The 20,859-nt window shown below is 60.5% G+C and carries 19 protein-coding genes and 3 pseudogenes; 10 read left to right on the top strand and 12 right to left on the bottom strand.

Annotated elements, in window-relative coordinates; all coding sequences use genetic code 11:
• Positions 1-63: 63 nt before the first annotated feature.
• Positions 64-1,116 (top strand): hypothetical protein, encoded by a 1,053-nt coding sequence (locus NVV72_06555; protein ID MCR6659006.1) that lies wholly within the window; start codon positions 64-66, stop codon positions 1,114-1,116.
• A 51-nt stretch (positions 1,117-1,167) separates the two neighbouring features.
• Here the strand turns inward: NVV72_06555 and NVV72_06550 are convergent, their stop codons facing one another.
• On the bottom strand, positions 1,168-2,472 hold the full coding sequence (locus NVV72_06550) for an outer membrane protein transport protein (protein MCR6659005.1): 1,305 nt from the start codon (positions 2,470-2,472) through the stop codon (positions 1,168-1,170).
• Positions 2,473-2,717: 245 nt separating this feature from the next.
• Here NVV72_06550 and NVV72_06545 point away from each other — a divergent pair, with 245 nt between their 5' ends.
• The 4 genes from NVV72_06545 to NVV72_06530 all read left to right on the top strand — a co-directional run bounded on the left by NVV72_06545 (position 2,718) and on the right by NVV72_06530 (position 4,506).
• On the top strand, positions 2,718-3,056 hold the full coding sequence (locus NVV72_06545) for a DUF2147 domain-containing protein (GenBank protein MCR6659004.1): 339 nt from the start codon (positions 2,718-2,720) through the stop codon (positions 3,054-3,056).
• 64 nt (positions 3,057-3,120) lie between these two features.
• Entirely contained in the window at positions 3,121-3,864 is a 744-nt protein-coding gene (locus NVV72_06540) for a VOC family protein (protein MCR6659003.1), read from the top strand.
• Positions 3,861-4,064, top strand: coding sequence for a hypothetical protein (locus NVV72_06535; GenBank protein MCR6659002.1), 204 nt, complete (start codon positions 3,861-3,863; stop codon positions 4,062-4,064). Before NVV72_06540 ends, NVV72_06535 begins: the two co-directional genes overlap by 4 nt.
• Before the next feature lie 4 nt (positions 4,065-4,068).
• Positions 4,069-4,506 carry a VOC family protein gene (locus tag NVV72_06530; protein MCR6659001.1) on the top strand — a complete coding sequence of 146 codons (438 nt, stop codon included), beginning with the start codon at positions 4,069-4,071 and terminating at the stop codon, positions 4,504-4,506.
• Positions 4,507-4,531: 25 nt separating this feature from the next.
• On the opposite strand, the gene NVV72_06525 is transcribed toward NVV72_06530, so the two are convergent.
• Both NVV72_06525 and NVV72_06520 read right to left on the bottom strand, forming a co-directional pair.
• Complete coding sequence (locus NVV72_06525) at positions 4,532-5,059, bottom strand: hypothetical protein (protein MCR6659000.1); 528 nt, start codon at positions 5,057-5,059, stop codon at positions 4,532-4,534.
• Positions 5,060-5,335: 276 nt separating this feature from the next.
• The gene (locus tag NVV72_06520) at positions 5,336-6,271 is read right to left on the bottom strand and encodes a restriction endonuclease (protein ID MCR6658999.1); all 936 of its coding nucleotides are present in this window, start codon (positions 6,269-6,271) and stop codon (positions 5,336-5,338) included.
• A gap of 345 nt (positions 6,272-6,616) precedes the next feature.
• Here NVV72_06520 and dnaK point away from each other — a divergent pair.
• From dnaK to dapB, 4 genes and pseudogenes are all read left to right on the top strand, one after another.
• Positions 6,617-8,522: pseudogene (gene dnaK, locus NVV72_06515) on the top strand (molecular chaperone DnaK).
• Between the two features lie 181 nt (positions 8,523-8,703).
• A pseudogene (gene dnaJ, locus NVV72_06510) lies at positions 8,704-9,884 on the top strand (molecular chaperone DnaJ).
• A gap of 181 nt (positions 9,885-10,065) precedes the next feature.
• Positions 10,066-10,677 (top strand): 50S ribosomal protein L11 methyltransferase, encoded by a 612-nt coding sequence (locus NVV72_06505; protein ID MCR6658998.1) that lies wholly within the window; start codon positions 10,066-10,068, stop codon positions 10,675-10,677.
• A 69-nt stretch (positions 10,678-10,746) separates the two neighbouring features.
• Positions 10,747-11,497: pseudogene (dapB, locus tag NVV72_06500) on the top strand (4-hydroxy-tetrahydrodipicolinate reductase).
• A gap of 111 nt (positions 11,498-11,608) precedes the next feature.
• Here dapB and NVV72_06495 read toward each other — a convergent pair.
• From NVV72_06495 to coaBC, 6 genes are all read right to left on the bottom strand, one after another.
• Positions 11,609-11,953 carry a hypothetical protein gene (locus tag NVV72_06495; protein MCR6658997.1) on the bottom strand — a complete coding sequence of 115 codons (345 nt, stop codon included), beginning with the start codon at positions 11,951-11,953 and terminating at the stop codon, positions 11,609-11,611.
• Between the two features lie 117 nt (positions 11,954-12,070).
• Positions 12,071-12,427, bottom strand: a complete 357-nt coding sequence (locus NVV72_06490; GenBank protein MCR6658996.1) for a hypothetical protein — start codon at positions 12,425-12,427, stop codon at positions 12,071-12,073.
• Between the two features lie 222 nt (positions 12,428-12,649).
• Positions 12,650-13,036, bottom strand: coding sequence for a DUF302 domain-containing protein (locus tag NVV72_06485; GenBank protein ID MCR6658995.1), 387 nt, complete (start codon positions 13,034-13,036; stop codon positions 12,650-12,652).
• Positions 13,037-13,109: 73 nt separating this feature from the next.
• Complete coding sequence (gene dut, locus NVV72_06480) at positions 13,110-13,592, bottom strand: dUTP diphosphatase (protein MCR6658994.1); 483 nt, start codon at positions 13,590-13,592, stop codon at positions 13,110-13,112.
• Positions 13,593-13,697: 105 nt separating this feature from the next.
• Positions 13,698-15,596: an acyltransferase gene (locus NVV72_06475; protein MCR6658993.1), complete on the bottom strand. Its 1,899-nt coding sequence runs from the start codon at positions 15,594-15,596 to the stop codon at positions 13,698-13,700.
• Between the two features lie 83 nt (positions 15,597-15,679).
• On the bottom strand, positions 15,680-16,885 hold the full coding sequence (gene coaBC, locus NVV72_06470) for a bifunctional phosphopantothenoylcysteine decarboxylase/phosphopantothenate--cysteine ligase CoaBC (protein ID MCR6658992.1): 1,206 nt from the start codon (positions 16,883-16,885) through the stop codon (positions 15,680-15,682).
• 70 nt (positions 16,886-16,955) lie between these two features.
• Here coaBC and NVV72_06465 point away from each other — a divergent pair, with 70 nt between their 5' ends.
• Positions 16,956-17,561, top strand: coding sequence for a hypothetical protein (locus NVV72_06465; protein ID MCR6658991.1), 606 nt, complete (start codon positions 16,956-16,958; stop codon positions 17,559-17,561).
• Here NVV72_06465 and ubiB read toward each other — a convergent pair whose 3' ends face one another.
• The 3 genes from ubiB to NVV72_06450 form a co-directional block, all read right to left on the bottom strand.
• Complete coding sequence (gene ubiB, locus NVV72_06460; protein MCR6658990.1) at positions 17,562-19,046, bottom strand: 2-polyprenylphenol 6-hydroxylase; 1,485 nt, start codon at positions 19,044-19,046, stop codon at positions 17,562-17,564.
• A 29-nt stretch (positions 19,047-19,075) separates the two neighbouring features.
• Entirely contained in the window at positions 19,076-19,867 is a 792-nt protein-coding gene (locus tag NVV72_06455) for a class I SAM-dependent methyltransferase (GenBank protein ID MCR6658989.1), read from the bottom strand.
• Positions 19,868-20,329: 462 nt separating this feature from the next.
• Positions 20,330-20,833, bottom strand: a complete 504-nt coding sequence (locus tag NVV72_06450) for a response regulator (protein ID MCR6658988.1) — start codon at positions 20,831-20,833, stop codon at positions 20,330-20,332.
• Positions 20,834-20,859: the final 26 nt, after the last annotated feature.

The raw sequence follows: 20,859 nt of genomic DNA, 5'->3' as shown, positions 1-20,859 counted from the left end.
GGGGCCCATCTTGACCGCGATCCCATTTCGCGTTTCCCTGTGAGGCAGCAGAAGGGGGATAATATGCGGGTCTGGGCATCAGGGGTATTTTTCTCTTTTATTTTGTTTCTGGCTGCCGGTTTCGGACAGGCGAAAGCCGCCGAGACGGGACCGAGTTTCAGTTGTGCGCATCCTTCCGCACTGGAAGCGATTATCTGCAAGGATAAGGGGCTGTCGCAGCAGGATCGTGACCTGGCCAGGCTTTATGCGCGGTCGAAAATCGACCTGTTCAATACCGGCCCTTCTGGACAGGGTGCACTACAGAAAACCTGGCTGGCGAACCGCAACCGTGACTGCACCGATACGCGTTATGGCCCTGCCGACACATGCCTGAGCAACGCCTACCGGACGCGTCTGGGCGAACTGGCCGTGGCGACGCTTTTCCGTGACCCGGACGATGCCCTGGCGATCCTGAAACGCGAATATCCGAAGCTCGCGCCGCTCTATGGCGCGCTCTATCACTATGTCACGATCCGTGATGACGCCAGACGCCGGCAGGTGGTGGGGGCGTTGGTGGAAGACGCTCAGGGCCAGTCTGATGACGAAAACGTCAAATCCCTGACGCCGGACGAGGTCGTGGCCTCTGACAAGGGTTTCAGCGCCTATTTCGTGGTCGCCGACATGGCGGCGGGGGATATCATGTCCATGCCGTGCGATGCCTTGCTACGACGGCCCGGTTTGATTGAGGCGCTCGGTGCCTATTATGGCGGGATGCTGGACAGCATGGTGCCGGATTCCGATTGCGACGCCATGCTGCCGCCGGTGCCGGAACTGGAAACCTTCGCCGACCACGCCTGGCAGGATGTCGGTGACTGCGACGGCACGATCCGTTTTTCGGTTTTCCGCGACTCCCAGAAGATGCTGACCGTTGTGCGGCTGCATCGGGACGATATCTGGAAGGACAGCCTCAGCGAAGACCTGCCGCCCGGCCGCGCGGCGGCAGGGGGTGTGGCCGTAAAGGCGCTGACCGGTTATTACATCCGTGCCTACAGGCTGGCGCCGGATGTGGCGGCGGCGGACGCCCAAACCGCTATCGGCGCACTGAGCGCCAGTATCTATAACGGCTGCGGGGAATAGAAAAGGGAGCGCCGCCAGGCGCCCCCTTAAACCATCCAGCCGGTATCTGGCTTAGAAGGTGAAGTGGCCACCGATCGAGAAGACGCTGGCGCTGGCGTCGTTCAGGGCGCCCTTGACGATGATAGGCGTCTGGACGGCGGTGCCGGCATAGGCCGCGGTGGTGGTGCTGAGCACGCTCTTATCGAAGGCGACATAGGTGAACGCGGCATCGATGGCGAAGCTCGGCGTCACCTGATAGCTGGTGCCCACGGCGTAATCGATGCGGTCGGCATCCGGCACGCGGGCGTCGCGGTGGCCGTCACGGGTCGGGGTCTGGTCGGACTGGATGCCGGCGCGGACCGTCCACTTGTCATTGAGGACGTAATCACCGCCGATCGCCAGGCTGACCGTATTGCGGTAGTCTTCCGGGATGGCCTGGTTCACCGAGCCGGTGATGGTGATGTAATCGAACTCGCTCCAGCCGAAGCTGATCGCCTGGGCGTGCAGGGCCAGCTTGTCGGTGGCCTGCAGGGTCACGCCCAGCATGGTCTGCGACGGCGTGCTGAAACCGGCCTTGAGATTGCTGACCGTGCCGTTGGAACCGGCAATCGGGCCAAGCAGGCCGGAAATCGTCAGGTCGCCACTCAGTTCGTGCTTGATGGCCGATTTGTAGCTCAGGCCGACCGTGATCTTGTCATGGTGCGCCTGGGCGCCGATCGTATAGCCGTAATTCCAGCCATCCCCTTCCAGCGTCTGGGCGCCATCGGGCAGCAGGGGCGAGAGGTTTGGCAGGGCGTTGTTGAGCGTGGCCTTGGTGTATTCGGCATTGAGGCCGACACCGAGGCTCAGCCAGTCATTGACCTTGAAAGCGACAACCGGCTGGATATCGATGGTGGTCAGGCGGGTCTTGTCGGCATCATAGCGGGCCCAGCTATCGGCATCGTAATTGGTTTCAAACGAGAAAGGCGCGGTGACGGTAACCCCGATGGCCACGCGGTCATTGAGCGGCATGGAGAAGGAGCCATTGGGCAGGACGCCGTTCGAGATCGGGTTCTTGGCGGAGGGGTTGCCACCGACCGAGGCCGGGGCACGGCCCGGACGGACAATGATCGAACCGGTGTCGTCGACATTGCCCTTGGGGGCGATATAGGCGGCGCCGAAGGACAGTTCCTTCGTGGTCGAACCGGCGATGGCGGCCGGGTTCCACCACAGGGCGTCGGCGCCCTGGGCGCTGACGGCGCCGGAATAGGCATTGCCGGCCTGTTTGGCCGAAAGGTCTTGCAGATAGAAACCGCCGGCGTGGGCGGCGGTGGTGGCGCCCGCCATCAGGGCGAGCGTGGAGGCGGCGATAAGGGCCTTGATCGGAAAAGCAGTCACGTGCGTTTGCTCCTGTAAAACTGTACTCGGCTGGCGCTTCTCAGACGCCGTTACCCTTAGCTACACATTACGCTTACGTTCACGTCAAGAGAATTGTTGACGTTCGTGTCAACTTTTTCGGGAGTGTAATAAATTTGACATTCCCGTCAGGAGGGGGTTACGTTTACGTCAAGCGGACAGGCATTATGCCCTGTCACTGTTGACTTAGCGTCAGGCGGCAACAGGAAACAAAGTGGAGAACAGCCGTGATTCGTAAAATTTTACTGGTGGGCGTTCTGGCGATGTGGACCGGTTCGGCCATCGCCGCGGAGCCGATCGAGGGCGACTGGAAGACGATGAAGGGCGATACCGCCCGTATCGCGCCCTGCGCCGAAGGGTTCTGCATCAAGCTCATCAACGGCCCCTATGCAGGTAAGGAAATCGGTCACCTGAAAGGCAATGGCGGGCTTTATAAGGGTCAGGTAACCAAGCCGCAGAACAATAAGACTTATGAGGGGTCGGCGGCGGTGACTGGCAATCAGCTCAAATTGCAGGGCTGTGCTCTGAAGATTTTTTGTGAAACTCAGGTCTGGACGCGGCTTTAGGTTCTGCTGACTCTTTCTGGCCGGCGCGGGTTCATGATGCGGCGGTCAAGACGTGGAGGATGCAATGGACAGCCGTTTTATCTGGTACGAACTGATTACCCAGGATCTCGACGCCGCGATCGGTTTCTACAGCGATGTCGTCGGCTGGAAGGTGCTGGCCAGCGAGACGCCCGGCATGGATTACCGCCGCATAACAGCCGCCGGCGAAGGCGTGGGCGGCATGATGACAGCGCCGGATGCGGGAATGCCGTCCGCCTGGTTCGGCTATATCAATGTGGCCGATGTCGATGCCCAGCTTACCGCCTTCGAGGCGGCCGGCGGCAAGGTTCTGTGGCCCGCTAATGATCTGCCCGAAGTCGGCCGCATGGCCATGGTGGCTGATCCGCAGGGCGCGGCGATCTATGTCATGGCCCCGACCGGCGAAGGCGAGAGCCAGGCTTTCAGTTCGCAAAAGGGCCATTGCGGCTGGAACGAATATCACGGCAAGGACTGGGAAAAGGCGTTCGATTTCTACGCCGGCCGTTTCGGCTGGGTGAAGGACGTGGCCATGGATATGGGACCGATGGGCACCTATCAGGTGTTCACGTCGGGCGGTGTCCAGACCGGCGGCATGATGAACAATCCGCTGCCGCAGCAGGCGTGGCTGTTCTATTTCAATGTCGGCGATATCGACGCCGCGGTGGGGCGCGTGACCTCCGGCGGCGGTGCGATTCTGGTGCCGCCGATGGAGGTGCCCGGCGGCATGTGGGCGGTGACGGCCAGTGATCCGCAAGGCGCCATGTTCGGTATGCTGGGCTCGCGTCCGTGACGCATCTGACACGGCGCGGCAATGTGACAATGGGTGCGTTGGCGGTTGGTGCGGTTGCGCTTGGGGCGTTCGCCATCGGCGCCATTGCCGTGGGAGCGGTGGTGATCGGGCGGCTGCGCATTCTGGAAGCACGCATCGAGAAACTGTCGGTGGGGACGCTGAATGTTGAACATCTGAGCGTGCGTTCAAAGGAATTGTAATCGCATGGCCGTCAAACGACTGGATAATATGGGAATCGTCGTCGAAAATCTTGATGCGACGATTGATTTCTTTCTCGATCTCGGCCTTGAACTGGAAGGCCGTGCCGCGATCGAAGGCGAATGGGCCGGGCGTGTCACCGGCCTGGGTGATCAGCACGTCGAGATCGCCATGATGCGTACGCCGGACGGGCACAGCCGGCTTGAGCTTTCCCGCTTTCTTCGGCCGGCGGTCGTGGCGGATCACCGCAAGGCCCCGGTCAATGCCCTGGGTTATCTCCGCGTCATGTTTGCCGTTGACGATCTTGACGGGACGCTGGCGCGACTCGGTAATCACGGCGCGCAGCTTGTGGGCGAGGTCGTCAATTATCAGAACGTTTATCTGCTCTGCTATATCCGCGGGCCCGAAGGGCTTCTGATCGGCCTCGCGCAGGAACTTGGCTGAGCGCGATAGGCCCGGCTCGCCAAGGTCATGGGGAGGCAGAGGCTGTGTTTAGGGTGGGTGTGGCCAGTTGTGTGAGCAGGTCGCGGCCACGGGCGAAGGTCTGCGCCAGATTGTGGTAAGGCGTATTGGGGCTGGTGGCCGTGGGCGTTGCGGGCTGTTTGACCGGGGGCGGCGTCTCGCCGCGATCGATGGCGTCGAGCAGGGTTTCCATATCGTCCAGGGCGGCATCGAGCGCCGCGCCGCCATCAGTATCTTCGGCATCGTCCACGCCGTCATCGTCATAGACATAGACGAAAGGCGCTTCCGGTTCCGGTATGCGAACCGGCGCGACCGGTCGAGGTGCTGACTTGGGCGCCTTGACCTTGCTGAACAACTGGATCGTGACGCGATCAGCGGTGCCGAGGCAGCGCATGGCGCGGTCGCCTTCCAGCCAGGATTGCGGTTTGGGCAGAGTCTTGATGGTCTCCATGATCTCGTCGGATAAGGCGCGCAACGCCGCCCGCCGCTGTTCGAGCGGCGAGAGGGGGGCGGCGATGTCGTCAGAGGTCTCCATCAGGGAATGATGGCGCGGTTTTGGGGAGCGGGGATAAAATCATGTTCTCCTCCCTTGCAAGCCTCTTGGCGAAGCGGGGGAGGTGGCGAGCAAGCGAAGCGCATCGAGACGAAGGGGGCATTACTGACAGTGGAGTAGCCCCCTCCGTCAGCGACACCAGCCCTGCGGGCTTTGCCCGCAAGGACTGGGCGCTGCCACCTCCCCCGCTATCGCAGGGGAGGAGAAATTATGAAGACCTTGCCTAAATCGGGATTTATCCAAATTTCGCAATGCTCTTTACTCTTCCAAAAAGAAATCTTCATCGAGTCGTTTCACGTTTAAACTACGCGCCACGCGCACACCTACCCCATGTTCAATCATAAGGTCAGCCAAACGATCGCCGTCAATGAGGACGATCCGCTGAGGAAGATGGCGAACAAAATCCATAGCTGGCGCACTAAAACTTGAAGTCGTAACAAATACGCCCTTCGATGCCCCGAATCCAACGAGACTGCCGACAAAAGCCTGTACTTCTGGCCGTCCAACACCAACATGTGGCGCATACCGTTTGGCCTGTACATATATACGATCCAAACCCAGCCGATCCTCATCGATTACACCATCGATTCCGCCATCGCCGGTCTTGCCTAAACGACGCGCCGCATCGTCATGACTTCCGCCATAACCCATGGCAACGAGGAGATCTACGATAGCACGTTCAAAGAAAGCCGGACTTTGCGTAAGTATGCGTTGCAATAGGTCCGATTTCAAAGCTTGATGCAGAACCGCCTGAGCCGCATCGATTTGTTCTTCGGGAGTTGTGGAAGCTGTCAGATCAATTATCTGATTTGTACTTTCGGATAGTGCTTCGGATTTGATGGCACTTGAGTTGCTGGAAGAATAGAAGCTTGCGAAAGCGGGATATGTTTTCAACGTCTCTACATTCAGAGACTTTGGTTTGCTGGCCAGTAGTTTGCGACCCGCTTCGCTTATTGTGAAACGTCCACGAACCGGGCTATCAATCAAACCCGCTTTAGACATGTAAAATTTGGCCCAATGCACTCTGTTATGCAAAAGCCGTTGCCGACCGCTGGGAAGCATTTCTTCACACTCTGCCTCAGAAAGCCCCAATTGATTTGCAATCTTATTTGCGACCTCTGGCACACGGGTTTCACTTGCTGCCGCAAGCTGCAAGACTGGTAACATAAGTGCTTGATAATCGGGAATTGGCATTTTCCCTCCTTAATTCTGAAGAGCCCGTCAAAAATCGAACATAAACGGCTTGCGGTAAAAATTGCACCAAATATCCGCAATATCATTGAAAGCTGCCACACGCGCTGTAGTATTTCCGGGTGCAGGGTCCGCGACCCTGCCCGTAAAATTTTTAGGGGCATTTGGCCCCATACCCTTGCAGGGGCGTTTCAATCTCCCATATCGGCTACAGCTTTCAGGTGTCCTTCTTTGGGAGGGGGCTTGAAAAAATCCCTTAATTCATCTTAACGGGGATGGACATGTGCGGCGCTTCTCTTTCATAAGGCCGCCAAAACCCATTCGCCTCAACGGAGCAGATTGAAATCCATGGCTAAAATTATCGGTATCGACCTCGGCACGACCAATTCCTGCGTCGCCGTCATGGACGGCAAGAACCCCAAGGTGATCGAAAACGCCGAAGGCGTGCGCACCACGCCGTCCGTCGTCGCCATTGTCGACGACTCGGAGCGCCTGGTTGGCCAGCCCGCCAAGCGCCAGGCCGTCACCAACCCGTCCAACACCTTCTTTGCCATCAAGCGCCTGATCGGCCGCAACTATTCCGACCCGATGGTCCAGAAGGACAAGGGCATGGTGCCCTACGAAATCTCCAAGGGCCCCAATGGCGACGCCTGGGTCAAGGCCCACGGCAAGGACTATTCGCCGCAGCAGGTTTCGGCCTTCATCCTGATGAAGCTGAAGGAAGACGCCGAAGCCTATCTCGGCGAAACCGTCACCCAAGCTGTCATTACCGTCCCGGCCTATTTCAACGACGCCCAGCGTCAGGCCACGAAGGACGCCGGCAAGATCGCCGGTCTGGAAGTGCTGCGCATCATCAACGAGCCGACCGCCGCCGCCCTCGGCCTATGGCCTCGACAAGAACGACGGCAAGAAGATCGCCGTCTATGATCTCGGCGGCGGCACGTTCGACGTGTCGGTGCTCGAAATCGGTGACGGCGTGTTTGAAGTGAAGTCGACCAACGGCGACACCTTCCTCGGCGGTGAAGACTTCGACATGCGCGTCGTTGACTACCTGGCCGACGAGTTCAAGAAGGAAAACGGCGTCGACCTGCGTTCCGACAAGCTGGCCCTGCAACGCCTCAAGGAAGAAGCGGAAAAGGCCAAGAAGGAACTGTCGACGGTTGCGCAATACGACCTGAACCTGCCGTTTATCTCGATGAACGCTTCGGGCCCGCTGCACCTGAACCTGAAGCTGACCCGCGCCAAGCTGGAAAGCCTGGTTGAAGACCTGATCCAGAAGACCGTTGGCCCCTGCCAGCAGGCGCTGAAGGATGCCGGCCTGAAGGCTTCGGACATCGATGAAGTCGTTCTCGTCGGCGGCATGACCCGTATGCCGAAGGTCGTCGAAGCGGTGAAGAACATCTTCGGCCGCGAACCGCACAAGGGTGTGAACCCGGATGAAGTCGTGGCACTCGGCGCCGCCATCCAGGCCGGCGTTCTGCAAGGCGATGTCAAGGACGTGCTGCTGCTCGACGTGACCCCGCTGACCCTGGGCATCGAAACCCTGGGCGGCGTGTTCACCCCGCTGATCGAACGCAACACCACGATCCCGACCAAGAAGTCGCAGACCTTCTCGACTGCCGACGACAACCAGTCGGCCGTGACGATCCGCTGCTTCCGGGGCGAGCGCCCGATGGCGGCCGATAACAAGCTGCTGGGCCAGTTCGACCTGGTCGGTATCCCGCCGGCGCCGCGCGGCGTGCCGCAGATCGAGGTCACCTTCGATATCGACGCCAACGGCATCGTCAATGTCCACGCCAAGGACAAGGCGACCAACAAGGAGCACTCGATCCGCATTCAGGCCAATGGCGGCCTCTCGGATGCCGATATCGAGGAAATGATCAAGAACGCCGAAGCCAACAAGGCCGAGGATGAGAAGCGCAAGGCCCTCATCGAAGCCCGCAACCAGGCCGACGCCCTGATCCACTCCACCGAAAAGGCCGTGAAGGACTTTGGCGACAAGGTCTCGGCGGAAGACAAGACCGCCGTGGAAACCGCCATTGCCGACCTCAAGACGGCCAAGGACGGCGAAGACGTGGAAGACATCAAGGCCAAGCACCAGGCCCTGATGACCGCCTCGATGAAGCTCGGTGAAGCCATGTACGCCGCGCAACAGGCCGGTGAAGGTGGCGAAGAGCCTTCGGCGGCCGCCGATGACAATGTGGTCGATGCCGATTTCGAGGAAGTCGACGGCGACGACCAAAAGCGAGGCTAAGACCTCACATGGATGCGACGGCTGACCTTGATACGGGTATCGCGGCCGCATCCCGCACGGACGGGGCGGCAAGGTTTGACTCCTTGCCGCCTTTCCTTCAGGTTTCCCTAACAAAATGGACAGATGAGGCCGTCTACCCGCGCGTTGCGCCGGCGGCATGGCTGATATCGGGGCAAGCAGTATGAGCAAGCGTTGTTATTACGAAGTGCTGGGCGTTGAGCGCACGGTCGATGAGGTGGTCCTCAAATCGGCTTTCCGCAAAAAGGCCATGGAGCACCATCCGGACCGCAATCACGGTGACGATGGAGCCGAGGCGCGCTTCAAGGAAGTCAACGAAGCCTATTCGGTATTGTCGGATGCCCAGAAGCGCGCGGCCTATGATCGTTACGGTCATGATGGCGTGAATGGCCAGAGCGCCGGTGGTGGGTTTGGCGGCGGCGGCTTCGGTGGGGCTCAAGGGTTCTCGAATGTCGAGGACATCTTCTCGGAAATGTTCGGGGATATCTTCGGTCAGCAGCAGCGCCGCGGTCCGCAGGGCGCGCAGCGCGGGCCGGATGTGCGAGCCGATTACGAAATCACCCTGGAGCAAGCCTATAAGGGCGCCGACGTCGAGATCACCATCCCGACGACCATGACCTGCGAGGTCTGTCATGGCTCCGGCGCCAAGGCCGGCACCAAGCCGGTCACCTGTTCGACCTGCGGCGGCCAGGGCCGTGTCAGGGCCTCCAACGGCTTCTTCGCCGTGGAGCGCACCTGCCCGACCTGTAACGGCCAGGGCCAGACGATCAAGGACCCCTGCGACAACTGCCGGGGTCATGGCCGGTGCGCCAGAACAAGGATATCAAGGTCCGCATTCCGGCCGGCGTCGATGATGGCGCGCGCATCCTGCTGAAGGGCGAAGGCCAGGCGGGCACGCGCGGAGGGCCGAAGGGCGACCTCTATATCTTCCTGACCGTGGCCGAGCACGACATCTTCGAGCGCGATGGCGCCGACCTGCATTGTTCGATCCCCGTGCCGATGACGACCGCCATTCTCGGCGGCGAACTGGACGTGCCCTGCCTGATGGGTGGCGAAGGCTGCGATGGCCAGTGCAAGCTGTCGATCGATATTCCCGAAGGCGCCCAGACCGGCCACAAGGTCAAGCTCAGGGAGCGCGGGATGCCGGTGCTCAATTCGAAGAAGAAGGGCGACCTGATCGTCGAGCTCTTCATCGAGACACCGAAGCACCTGACCGCCCGCCAGAAGGAACTGATGAAGGAATTCGCGGCCCTGGCCGAGGAGCAGTCCTATGCGCAGAGCCAGGGCTTCATGCACAAGGCGAAGCGCTTCTGGGAAGACATCACTGGGGCTGCGGCGCAATAAGAGTGCGGCAGGCTCGCGGACCCTGCACCCGGAATCGCGACAGAGTTTGGAAATCCCGTCGGAGCCTCTCCGGCGGGATTTCCTTTTATACCTCCCCAACTTGTTGGGGAGGGGGACCGCGCCCGAAGGGCGGGGTGGTGGGGTGTCTTGCTTTCCGCCTGCGCCTAAGCCACAAACCCCGATGCCCGACGCCCGCGAATTCATTCTGCAAAACCTCCGTCTCGAACCCGCGCCGGGCCTGCCTGAAATCGTCCTCTATCGCGCTCATGCCGGCAGCCGTCTGTCGCGGCTGGGGGGCACACCGCCCTATTGGGCTTATCACTGGGCGGGAGGCACGGTTCTGGCGCGGCATATCCTCGATCATCCGGAAATTGTGCGCGGTAAGTCCTTGATTGATCTGGGTTCCGGTTCCGGCGTGGTCGGGATCGCCGCCATGATGGCCGGCGCGCAGGCGGTGACGGCCATCGATATCGATCCTTACGCAACCGCCGCCACGCTTTTGAATGCCCAAGCCAATGACGTGGAGATTGCCGCGATGACCGGCGAGCTGACATCACCGCCGGAGGCCGATCTGATCCTGGCTGGCGATATTTTTTATGACCCGGCATTGGCTGAAAAGATGTCAGTGCTTCTCGGCGAATGCGTCGCGCAGAGCATTGCGGTTCTGGTCGGCGATATGGGCCGCAAACCCTTGCCGGTCGATTTGCTGGAGCCTCTGGCGGAATATGAGGTGCCGGATTTCGGGCAGGCGCATATGCTGAAAGCCAGGGTCTATAAGTTCAAGGGGCCATAGGCCCCTTGACCCCATAAGCCCTTGTGCCTATTCCGAAGGCAGACTTCCGAAAAGGCACAAGGGTTTATCATGTCCGCTCCTCGTTTCGCCATCAATGGCGCCAAAGGCCGCATGGGCCAGGCCATCGCCCGCGTACTGGAAGACGCCGGACACACCCTCTCCGCCCGCTTCGACAAGGGCGACGCCTTCGATCTGAGCGGCTCGGATATCGTTATCGACTTCTCCACGCCGGAAGCCACCCTGCACCTGGCCGAAGCCTGTGCGGCGGAAGGCGAGCGCCGGGGCGCGCCGATCGTTCAGGTCATCGGCGCCACTGGCTTTACGCCCGAACAGGATGGGGCGCTCAAGCCCTTTGCCGAAACAGTCGTTCTGCTCAAATCCGGCAACTATTCACTGGGCGTCAATATGATGATCGGCCTCCTCAAGCAGGCCAGTGCGCGCCTGGGCGCCGAAGACTGGGATATCGAGGTCACCGAAGCCCACCACAGGCGCAAGGTCGATGCGCCTTCCGGCACGGCCCTGATGCTCGCCGCCGCCGCCGCTGAAGGGCGCGGCGTCGATTTGGCCGATGTGAAGGTGGCGGCCCGTGATGGCATCACCGGGGCTCGTCGTGCCGGTGATATCGGCTTTTCGGTCATTCGTGGTGGCGGCATTGTCGGTGAGCACAGCGTGCTCTTCGCCTCGGAAGACGAACTGATCACCTTTTTCGCACTCGGCCCGCGACCGTACCCTGTTCGCGCGCGGCGCCATCCAGGCCGGGCTATGGGGCCGCAACCAAACGCCCGGCCTGTACGATATGCAGGACGTTTTAGGCTTTTAAATTCCGAAACGCAGTTTCGGCAAGGGCGCCAAATTACTCAAAGTGGGGCCACCGCGCACGTTTGCGCGTAAGTCATGGGGGACGCCTAGTCCGGCGCTTGAGCTACCTAAATCAGTGCGCGCTTTTGGCGGCCCCAAGTTTCATGGCCGCTTTCAGGCTGCCCAGCACGCCGATCATGCCGTAGGCGAAGACGAACAGCAGGAAAAGCTGCACGATGGCACCGATGTGGCGGAAATCGGGATAATTAGGCCGGCCGCCATTGATCAGCGGCAAGAAGATATTGAAGGCCATAACGATCAGCAGGGCCAATCCGGCCTTCAGCGCATATCTGTCTGATTTGGGCTGCAACAGGCCGATTACCATGGCCACCACCAGGATGGGCAGGGGATTGATGTCACCGAGCGCACTGCGGAAACCATCGCTCAAGGCCACGAAGAAGGTCCAGATATCGTTCATAGGGTATCCTTTTTATGAATAAGGCTACGATCCGCCGGGTATGAGGCGATACTGGACACTACCATGGTTAACGAAAAATCAAAAAACGATGTGTTTCGTGATGCGTGAACTGGCTGGTCAGACCGGTTTATGGCCATTCGGTTTCGGGGCCATCAGCAGCAATGTGCTCTTGATCAGGCCCGTAACCCGGATGACGACATAGCTCATGACCAGAAGCATGATCATCTGGAATTCGACCTCCAACTGGGTGAGGTCCGGCCAGATCGCCTGGTAGCCCATGGCCGTCGGCAAGAGGGCGGTGACGATCACGGCCGGGATGACTGCCAGCGGCGCCAGCAACCAGGCCGGGCTGCGCCTTGGCTGGATCATGCCGAGGAACAGGCCGAAGATCAGCACAGGCACCGGGTTCAGTCCCACCAGTGCCGCCTGGATCGAATCCCCCATGGTCAGGAGGAATTGCGTGAAGTCACTCATACGATGACCCTTTCAAAAGCAGATGTTCAGAGAGCGATTAAGGCGTTAAGTCTGAACCTCTTTTGAGGCTGCGGTTCACGTCCCGTTCATGAGACGTCAGTTCGTATACGTATGATGACACACTGATCCGTTTCGCGTTTCACGCAAAATGGAAATGTGTGATGACGGGGCCACAAGCATATGTATTTTGGCGAGTGTTACTCGCTTGCCACGAGAAAGTGCCTACAGGCTGTCAATCATGGTTTGCAGGCGCGAGGTCACTTCGCCGGCAATCGGTTCCAGTGTGGCATTCTTTATGGCCGACATCGATTCCAGCGGATTGACGGCCGAGACCTCGCTTTTTCCGCCGCCCATATCCTGAACCACGACATTGCAGGGCAGCATGGTGCCGATCTTGTTTTCGGCCTGGAGGGCGCGATAGGCGAATTGCGGATTGCAGGCGCCCAGAATGACATAGGGCTTCATTTCGGCGCCGAGCTTGGCCTTCATGGTGGCGGCGACATCGATGGTGGTCAGGACGCCAAACCCCTGGTCGGCCAGGGCCTTCGTGGTGCGCGCCACGGCATCGTCAAACGCACAATCGAGGACTTTGGTGAAGTGGTAGGTCATGACCGGGGCCTTTATATGGGTGGGCGCATTGTCCCGCAGAGGACGGCGTTCGTCCAGACATTTCTTGACGGGATCAGCGCCCGGTAGAGCCGAAACCGCCTTCGCCGCGCTGGGTGGCCTCCAGGCTTTCCGGCGTTTCCCAGACGATGCGGGCGTGCTGCGCCACGATCATCTGGGCGATGCGGTCGCCGCGGCGGATCACGAAGTCTTCCGAGCCGAGGTTGATCAGGATGACGCCAACCTCGCCGCGATAATCGCTGTCGATCGTGCCGGGGGTGTTCAGGCAGGTGATGCCGAATTTCAGGGCCAGGCCGGAGCGCGGGCGCACCTGTACCTCATAGCCCAGAGGCACCGACATTTTCAGGCCGGTGGGGACCAGGGCCCGCGCCATCGGCTTCAGCGTCAGTTCTTCGCCTTCGGTAATGGCGGCGCGCAGATCCAGGCCCGCTGAGCCTTCGGTCTCATAGGCCGGCAGGGCCAGGCCGACCGCGTGCGGCAATTGCACGACATGAGCGGTGACTTCAGGGGAGGCTTCCGGCTTGGTATGGGCGTTCATGACGGGTTCTCTCTGGATCATGTCATCCTAGAGAGTGCGTATCGCGGGGTAAATGCCGGCTAGAAAGGTTAACAAAACCATGCACAGGATTCGTGCGCCTGTGGATCAATCCGTCGATTGCAGTTCCAGCGTCCGCTCGATTTCGTCGGCCAGCAGGCCGGCGCCGGTCAGGCTGAGGTGTCCGGCATTGAAATAGAGCACACCGGCGCCGGGGCGATAGACATGGCAGATGGTGTCGCAGAAAATGGCGTCGGGGCGAATGGCCGTCATGTCATTGGCGGCGGTGAAGCGGATGAATTCATCACGGATATGGCCGCGGCGCTGCTCATAAACAGCGTGCGGCGTGCCGATGGTTTCCGGGGCATGTCCGGCGCGGGATTCCAGAGCCAGCTTGGAGGGCGGATCATAATCGAAGGTCGGGATCGGTGAGACGATGATCACCTGCTTGCCGGCCTTTTTCAGTTCGAGCGCGGTGTGCTCCATGCCTTTAATAGCATCGCGCGACGAGGCGTCGTCATCGTGCAGATTGCCGACCAGAATGACCACCTGCATGTGCGGATCGGCCTTCATGGCGGCCAGGGTATCGATATTGTGCTGGCGGCAGACGGCCCTGCGGCTGAGGGTGGCCGGGCAGCCGGACATGGTGATCGACTTCAGGCTTTGGCCTTTGGCGGTCAGGCGTTCGCCCAGGGCCCTGGCCAGTTCGGCGCCATGACTGTCGCCCCAGACGGCATAGCTGGCGGGCACATTGGCCGCGCCGTAGGTGCAGAGCTGGTCATAGTCGATCGGCCGGTCGGAGCGCATGTGGCAGTTCTTGCGGTCGTGATTGTAGTCTTCGGTCGCGGCCAGATAGACGCGTTCCTGCGGCGAAAAGCGCTGCGGCAGGCCGCCGGCATAATAGACGGTCAGGCAGACGGCAATGGAGGCCGCCATGACAGTCCCGCCGAAGGTCCAGACGGGGATAGGGCGTTTTTGCGGACGGTCTTTCAGGAAAGGCGTTTCGATATAGCGCCACGACAGCCAGGCCATGGCAAATGCCAAGACCAGCGCGATGATGATGGCGAAGGGCGCATCCGGAAAGACGAACCGGCTGAAGACCAGCAGCGGCCAGTGCCAGAGATAGAGCGAATAGGAGATGTCGCCGACGCGCACCAGAGGCGCGATGGCTAGCCAGCGATTGGCCCAGCCCTGCGGCGAAACCAGCAGCGCCGCCGTGCCCAGGCAGGGCAGCAGGGCCAACAGGCCGGGGAAAGGGGCGTCCGCATTGATGACGATAAAGCCGATAGCAATCGCGGCCAAGCCGAGAACGCTTAAAATCCGCTGGGCCAGAACCAGCAGCGACACATGGCGGTCGATGCCGACGCACAGGGCGCCGATCAGCAGCTCAAACGCCCGCGAGGTCGGGAAATAGAAAGAGACTTCGGCGTGGGCGGCCAGCCGGGTTTGAGAGAACCACAGCGACCAAAGCGCCAGCAAACCGAGCGCAGGCCACATAAAGCGCTTCCCCCAGCGATGCAGCACATAAAGGATCGGTGGAAACAGCACGTAGAACTGTTCCTCGACGCCGAGCGACCAGGTGTGCAGCAGGGGCTTCAGCTCGGCCTGAAGGTCGAAATAGCCGGTCTCGCGGGCGAAGGCGAGATTGGAGAGGAACAGGGTGGTGAAGAACTGCGACTTGACCAGTTCCTTCAGCAGGGTCGGCGGGAAAAAGGCCAGTCCCATGATCAGGGTAAAGGCCAGAACCGTGAACAGGGCCGGATAGAGCCGGCGAATACGGCGGCGGTAGAAGTCGCGGATGGAAAAGCGCTTTTCCTCCATTGGCTTGAGCAGAACCTGGGTGATCAGGTAGCCAGAGAGAACGAAGAAGACATCGACGCCGATAAAGCCGCCCGGCAGAAGGGCGTGACTGGCATGGAAAGCGATGACGCCCAGAACGGCGATGGCGCGCATACCCTGGATATCGGCGCGTTTGCCGAGCGTCGATGGGGTATCTGCAAGAGTCATACGTCCAACTTGAAAAGATGCGGTCACTGCTTCGCCGCAATCGATACCCGATAAAGCGCGATTACGAAACTGCGAACTACCGATCAGGCGATGCGTTTCTGGATATAGGCGCTGAGGAAATCGGCGATATCGGCCTTGGTCGTGCCGGCGATGGAGGTGAAACCATCGAGATCGACGAGGGTCGCCTGATTGTGCGTCGAACCGAAAACGCCTTCGGAGACATTGTTGGCGACGATGGCATCGCAGCCCTTTGAAGCCAGTTTGGCGTGGGCATAGTCTTCCAGCTTCTGGGTTTCGGCAGCGAAGCCGATGACCAGACGCGGGCGCATCTCAAGATGCTTGGAGACGGATTCGAGAATGTCCGGGTTCTTGACGAAGGTGACGGACAGTTCGTTATCCGTGGTCTTCTTCTGCTTTTCAGCGGCGATATCCTTGGCCCGCCAGTCGGCGACGGCGGCGACGCCCACGAACACGTCGCAGGGCAGTTGGGCATGGACGGCATCGAACATCTGCTGCGCTGTCTCGACGTCGATACGGGTAACACCGACCGGCGTTGGCAAGGCGACTGGCCCGGAAATCAGGGTGACATCGGCGCCTTCACGCGCCAGTTTTTGGGCGATGGCATAGCCTTGCTTGCCGGAGGAGCGATTGGTCAGGCCGCGCACCGGGTCCAAAGGCTCAAAGGTCGGGCCGGCTGTGATGACCACCTTCTTGCTGGCGAGGGGCCCATCGACCCCGTCGGTCAGGTGAAACTGGATGGCGGCGAGGATCGCTTCCGGCTCGCTCATGCGGCCGAGGCCATATTCGCCGCAGGCCATGTCGCCTTCATCGGGGCCGGTGAACAGCACGCCATCGGCCTTCAGGGTATCGAGATTACGCTGGGTGGCCGGATGGTGCCACATGCGGACATTCATCGCCGGGGCCAGCAGGACGCGCTTGTCGGTGGCGAGCAGGAGGGTCGAGGCCAGGTCATTGGCCGGGCCCTGCGCCTGTTTGGCCATCATATCGGCGGTGGCGGGCGCCACCACGACGAGATCGGCCTGACGCGACAGCATGATATGGCCCATCTCGGTCTCGTCGGTGAGGTCGAACAGGTCGGTATAGACCTTGTCCCCGGAAAGCGCCGCGGCGGTCAGCGGGGTGATGAATTGGTGCGCGGCCTTGGTCAGCACCACGCGGACATCGAGCCCGGCCTTTTTGATCAGGCGGATCAGTTCGAGTGACTTGTAGGCCGCGATTCCGCCGCCGATGATCAGCAAAATGCGCTTTGAAACAGGCTGATCCGTCATGACGAGGTATCCTTTAACTTGCCGGCGGGTTGTGCCATAGGTGGGGTTGAAGGTGCAAGGGGGCAAGGCTATGCGCGGAATCTGGTTATCGGCTCTGCTTTTGCTGGGCGTTGTGGCCTGCGATGCCGGACCGTCCGCCGTCCTGCCGGATGGCGCTGGCAAGGCGCCGGCGGAACAGGTTCAGCCCGCGAAAGCGCCGACCTGGGCGCAGAGGGATGACGAGAAGCCGGTCGAGGAAGCCTCGATGCCGGTCATCGACGCGGCGCCGGTTGCCGGTGCATCTTTGCCGATTGCCGCCCACCGCGCGACCATCACCGATACCCGCTATGGCGACTGGCCCTTGTGGTCGAAAAACCGCAAATATTCGGCCGACGAGAACGCACACTATCATTTCCAGAAGCATGGCCCGGAGTTTTCGGCCAAATCCTATCCGGACTATATGGCCATGGTTCATGGCTTCATCCATAATCCGCCGGCCGGCACCGAGACATTGAAGCGGACGAATGGCGACACGCTGTTTTACGATCCGAAGGGCAATGTCTTTGCGGTGATGACCAGGGCCGGCGCACCGCGCACCATGTTCCGGCCGGATAATGGCGCGGCCTACTGGCGTCAGCAGAAGATCATTGAAAGCCAGCGCCGCACGCCAAGACGGGACGGTTATGACGGCGGCTGATCAGCGCACCGCCATCCAGATCAGTACGCCGAGGGAGATAACCGACACCACCAGGGCGATCAGGCCGAAGGTACGGCCCTGCTGCGCCACAAGCTGAAGCGTGGCTAGTTCGACGGTTTGCCGCGTGCTGACCTCTTCCTCATCATCGGTGCGCAGGCGGCTGATCAGGCGTTCGGCAATCTGGCGCGCCTGGGCGATGGGGGACAGTTCGCGCGAAATCCACGACTGGACCACCGGGCGGGCGGCTTCCCACAGGTTGTGTTCGGGGTAGATGCGGCGGGCCACGCCTTCGACCGACACCATGGTTTTTTGCAGCAGCACCAGTTCGGGGCGCAGGTGCATGTCGAACTGGGCGGTGATGTCGAACAGTTGCGTCAGCAGGCGGCCCATAGAGACTTCGGTGGCCTTCTGGCCCAGAACCGGTTCGCCGACGGCGCGCAGCGCTTGCGCAAATGAATCGACATTATGATGACGCGGTACGTAACCGGCCTCGAAATGAACCTCGGCCACGCGCTTGTAATCGCGGCGCAGGAAGCCCCACAGCATTTCCGCCAGATAGCGGCGCTCCTTGGGGCGCAGGCGGCCGATAATGCCGAAATCGATGGCGGTCAGTTGCGCCGGCGCCGCCACGAACAGATTGCCCTCGTGCAGGTCGGCATGGAAAGCGCCGTGATCTAGGGCCTGGCTCAGGAAAGCGCGGATCAGGTTATCGGCCAGTTCTTTATGCTGCAAACCCGGCAGGCTCAGGGCTTCGGGGCGGCTGAGCGGCGTGCCTGGCGCCCATTCGGTGACCAGCACGCGGCGCGACACCTGGTGCCAGACGACCTTGGGGGCCTTCATCCACGGCTCTTCATTGATCGTCTTGCCGATCTCGTCGCAGGCCGAGGCTTCCAGTCGCAGATCGAGTTCGAGCAGCAGAGACTGCGCCACCGTGCCGACAAAGGCGACCGGCTCCAGGCGGCGGGCGGAGGGGAAGAAAAAGGCGATGATCTTCGCTGACAGGGTCATCATGGCGATATCGGCGGCCACCACGGCTTCGATATCCGGGCGCAGGATCTTGACGGCGACCTTGCGGCCATCGAGCAGGACCGCTTCATGCGCCTGGGCGATGGAGGCCGAGCCCAGCACCGCGCCGAATTCGGAGAAGATAGCGTCGACCGGCTTGCCGAGCGATTCTTCGACACTGGCCAGGGCGACCTCGCGCGGGAAGGGGGGCAGGTTATCCTTCAGATGCGACAGGTCATTGATGAACGCCTTGCCGAAGATATCGCCGCGCGTGGACAGCACCTGGCCGAGCTTGATGAAGGCCGGTCCCAGTTGCTGGAAGGCTATGGCATAGCGTTCGCCGGGACGCAGGGTGCTTTTCTTCGCAAATATGCTGCGCAGCAAACCTATGCCCAGGCGCGGCAGCGGCGGCAGCAGGTGCGCCGTTTCCTTAGGCAGCAGGGCATCATAACGCAGCAGGATAAACCCGGTGCGGAACATGCGCGTCCATGTGTTCAGGGATGCCAAGGCTACGCCCAGCCCTCGTGCAGGGCGCAGACCCCGCCGGAATAGTTGGTATAGCGGGCGTTGCGGAAGCCGGCCTTTTCCATCATGCCCTTGAAAGTTTCCTGATCCGGGAAGCGCTGGATACTTTCGACCAGATACTGATAGCTGTCACGATCCTTCGCCACCAGTTCGCCCATGAAGGGGATGACCTTGAAGGCATAGGTATCGTAGATTTTCGAGATGACCGAAGAGGTCGGGTGCGAGAATTCGAGGCAGAAGAAACGGCCGCCGGGTTTTAGCACGCGCCTGGCTTCATTCAGCGCCACCTGCACGTCGGCGACATTACGGATGCCGAAGGAGATGATGTACGCGTCGATGCTGTTGTCCGCGATGGCCAGGTTCATGGCGTCGCCCACCGACCAGGAAATTTCCGGTTCATCGAGATGCAGGCGCTGCGACTTTTCGCGGCCGGCCATGATCATGGCTTCGTTATAATCGATGATGCGGATCTCGGCGTCCTTCGCCGCATAGCCGCGAGATTCGCGGCGGGCCTTGGCGGCACGGGCGAGCTTGGCCAGGCGGCGGGCGATATCGCCGGTGCCGCCGGCGCAATCGATGATCACCTCGCCCGGTTGCGGATTGAGGCGGGCGCAGGCCGCGTCCTTCCACAGGTGATGGACCCCGACCGACATGACATCATTCATCAGGTCGTATTTCGAGGCGACGTTTTTGAAAACATCATGGACCATCGCCACCTTTTCGCGGGCGTCGACATCCTTGAAACCAAAGGGGGAGGTGCTGGCAGACTGGGTCATGACGGGCCTTGTAGCCCGAAACCGGTAAATTTGCGAAGGGGAAAAGTGGTTAAGTGTGTGGGATGTAAGCGACAAATCGCCGCTTTTATAATAAGTCCGTTTTTTGCCCACGAACCACACAGACAGACGCGAACTCTGAGCTTAAATATCCAGGCCGGTCGATTATCTATCTTTCGTGTTTAGAAGATCACGGACAAGCACGGAAGAAGACGGAAATACACGGAAATATATGCAGGCGGATATTCCTGCGCCCGCAGCGCAATAGCCTCTGTGAAACCAATCTGGAGGGCAGAGGCGCTTCGCGTGAAGGGATCATCGAACCGTCCGTGTGATTCCGTCTTTTTCCGTGCCTGTCCGTGATCCTCTTATCGAAGCTAGCCTTACCTACCGCAATAAAGAGTTCGTGTCTGTTCGTGTGGTTCGTGGACAAAAACCTGAGCAAAACCAGGCATCGATACGCGCTTACATCTTGCCGTCTGCCTTGTCGGCGATGCGGCGGAAGGGGCCCTTGAAATCGGGCTGGACCTTACGGCGGCGGTCGGGGCCGACATAGTTGGCCGACTTCACCCAGCCGCGTTCGTTATTGATGACGCTTTTCAGGCGGTCGATCAGGGCGCGGGCGGTCAGGGGCTTGGCGACGAATTCGTTGACGCCGGCATCGCGCGCCTCGATGACGCGGCGGCGGTCGGTATGGCCGGTCATCATGATGATCGGCACATAAGGATGCGGGCTGTCGACGCCGCGGCGGATCAGCTTGGTGAATTCGATGCCGTCGATGGTTTCCATCATCAGGTCGAGGATGATGACATCCGGCCGCCAGTCACGCACGATTTCCAGCGCTTCGGCGCCATCGGAGGCTTCGCGGATCAGGGTGATGCCCATGGAGCGCAGCATGGTGCTGACGATCACCCGCATATAGTGGTTATCATCGACCACCAGCACCATAACGCGTGCAAACTGACTCAAGGCGCGATTCTCCAGGGCTCCGGCCT

It is taken from the genome of Asticcacaulis sp. (genome assembly GCA_024707255.1).
Lineage (GTDB): Bacteria > Pseudomonadota > Alphaproteobacteria > Caulobacterales > Caulobacteraceae > Asticcacaulis.
The sequence above is the reverse complement of the archived record's forward strand: the minus strand, read 5'-3'. Positions and strand labels throughout refer to the sequence as shown.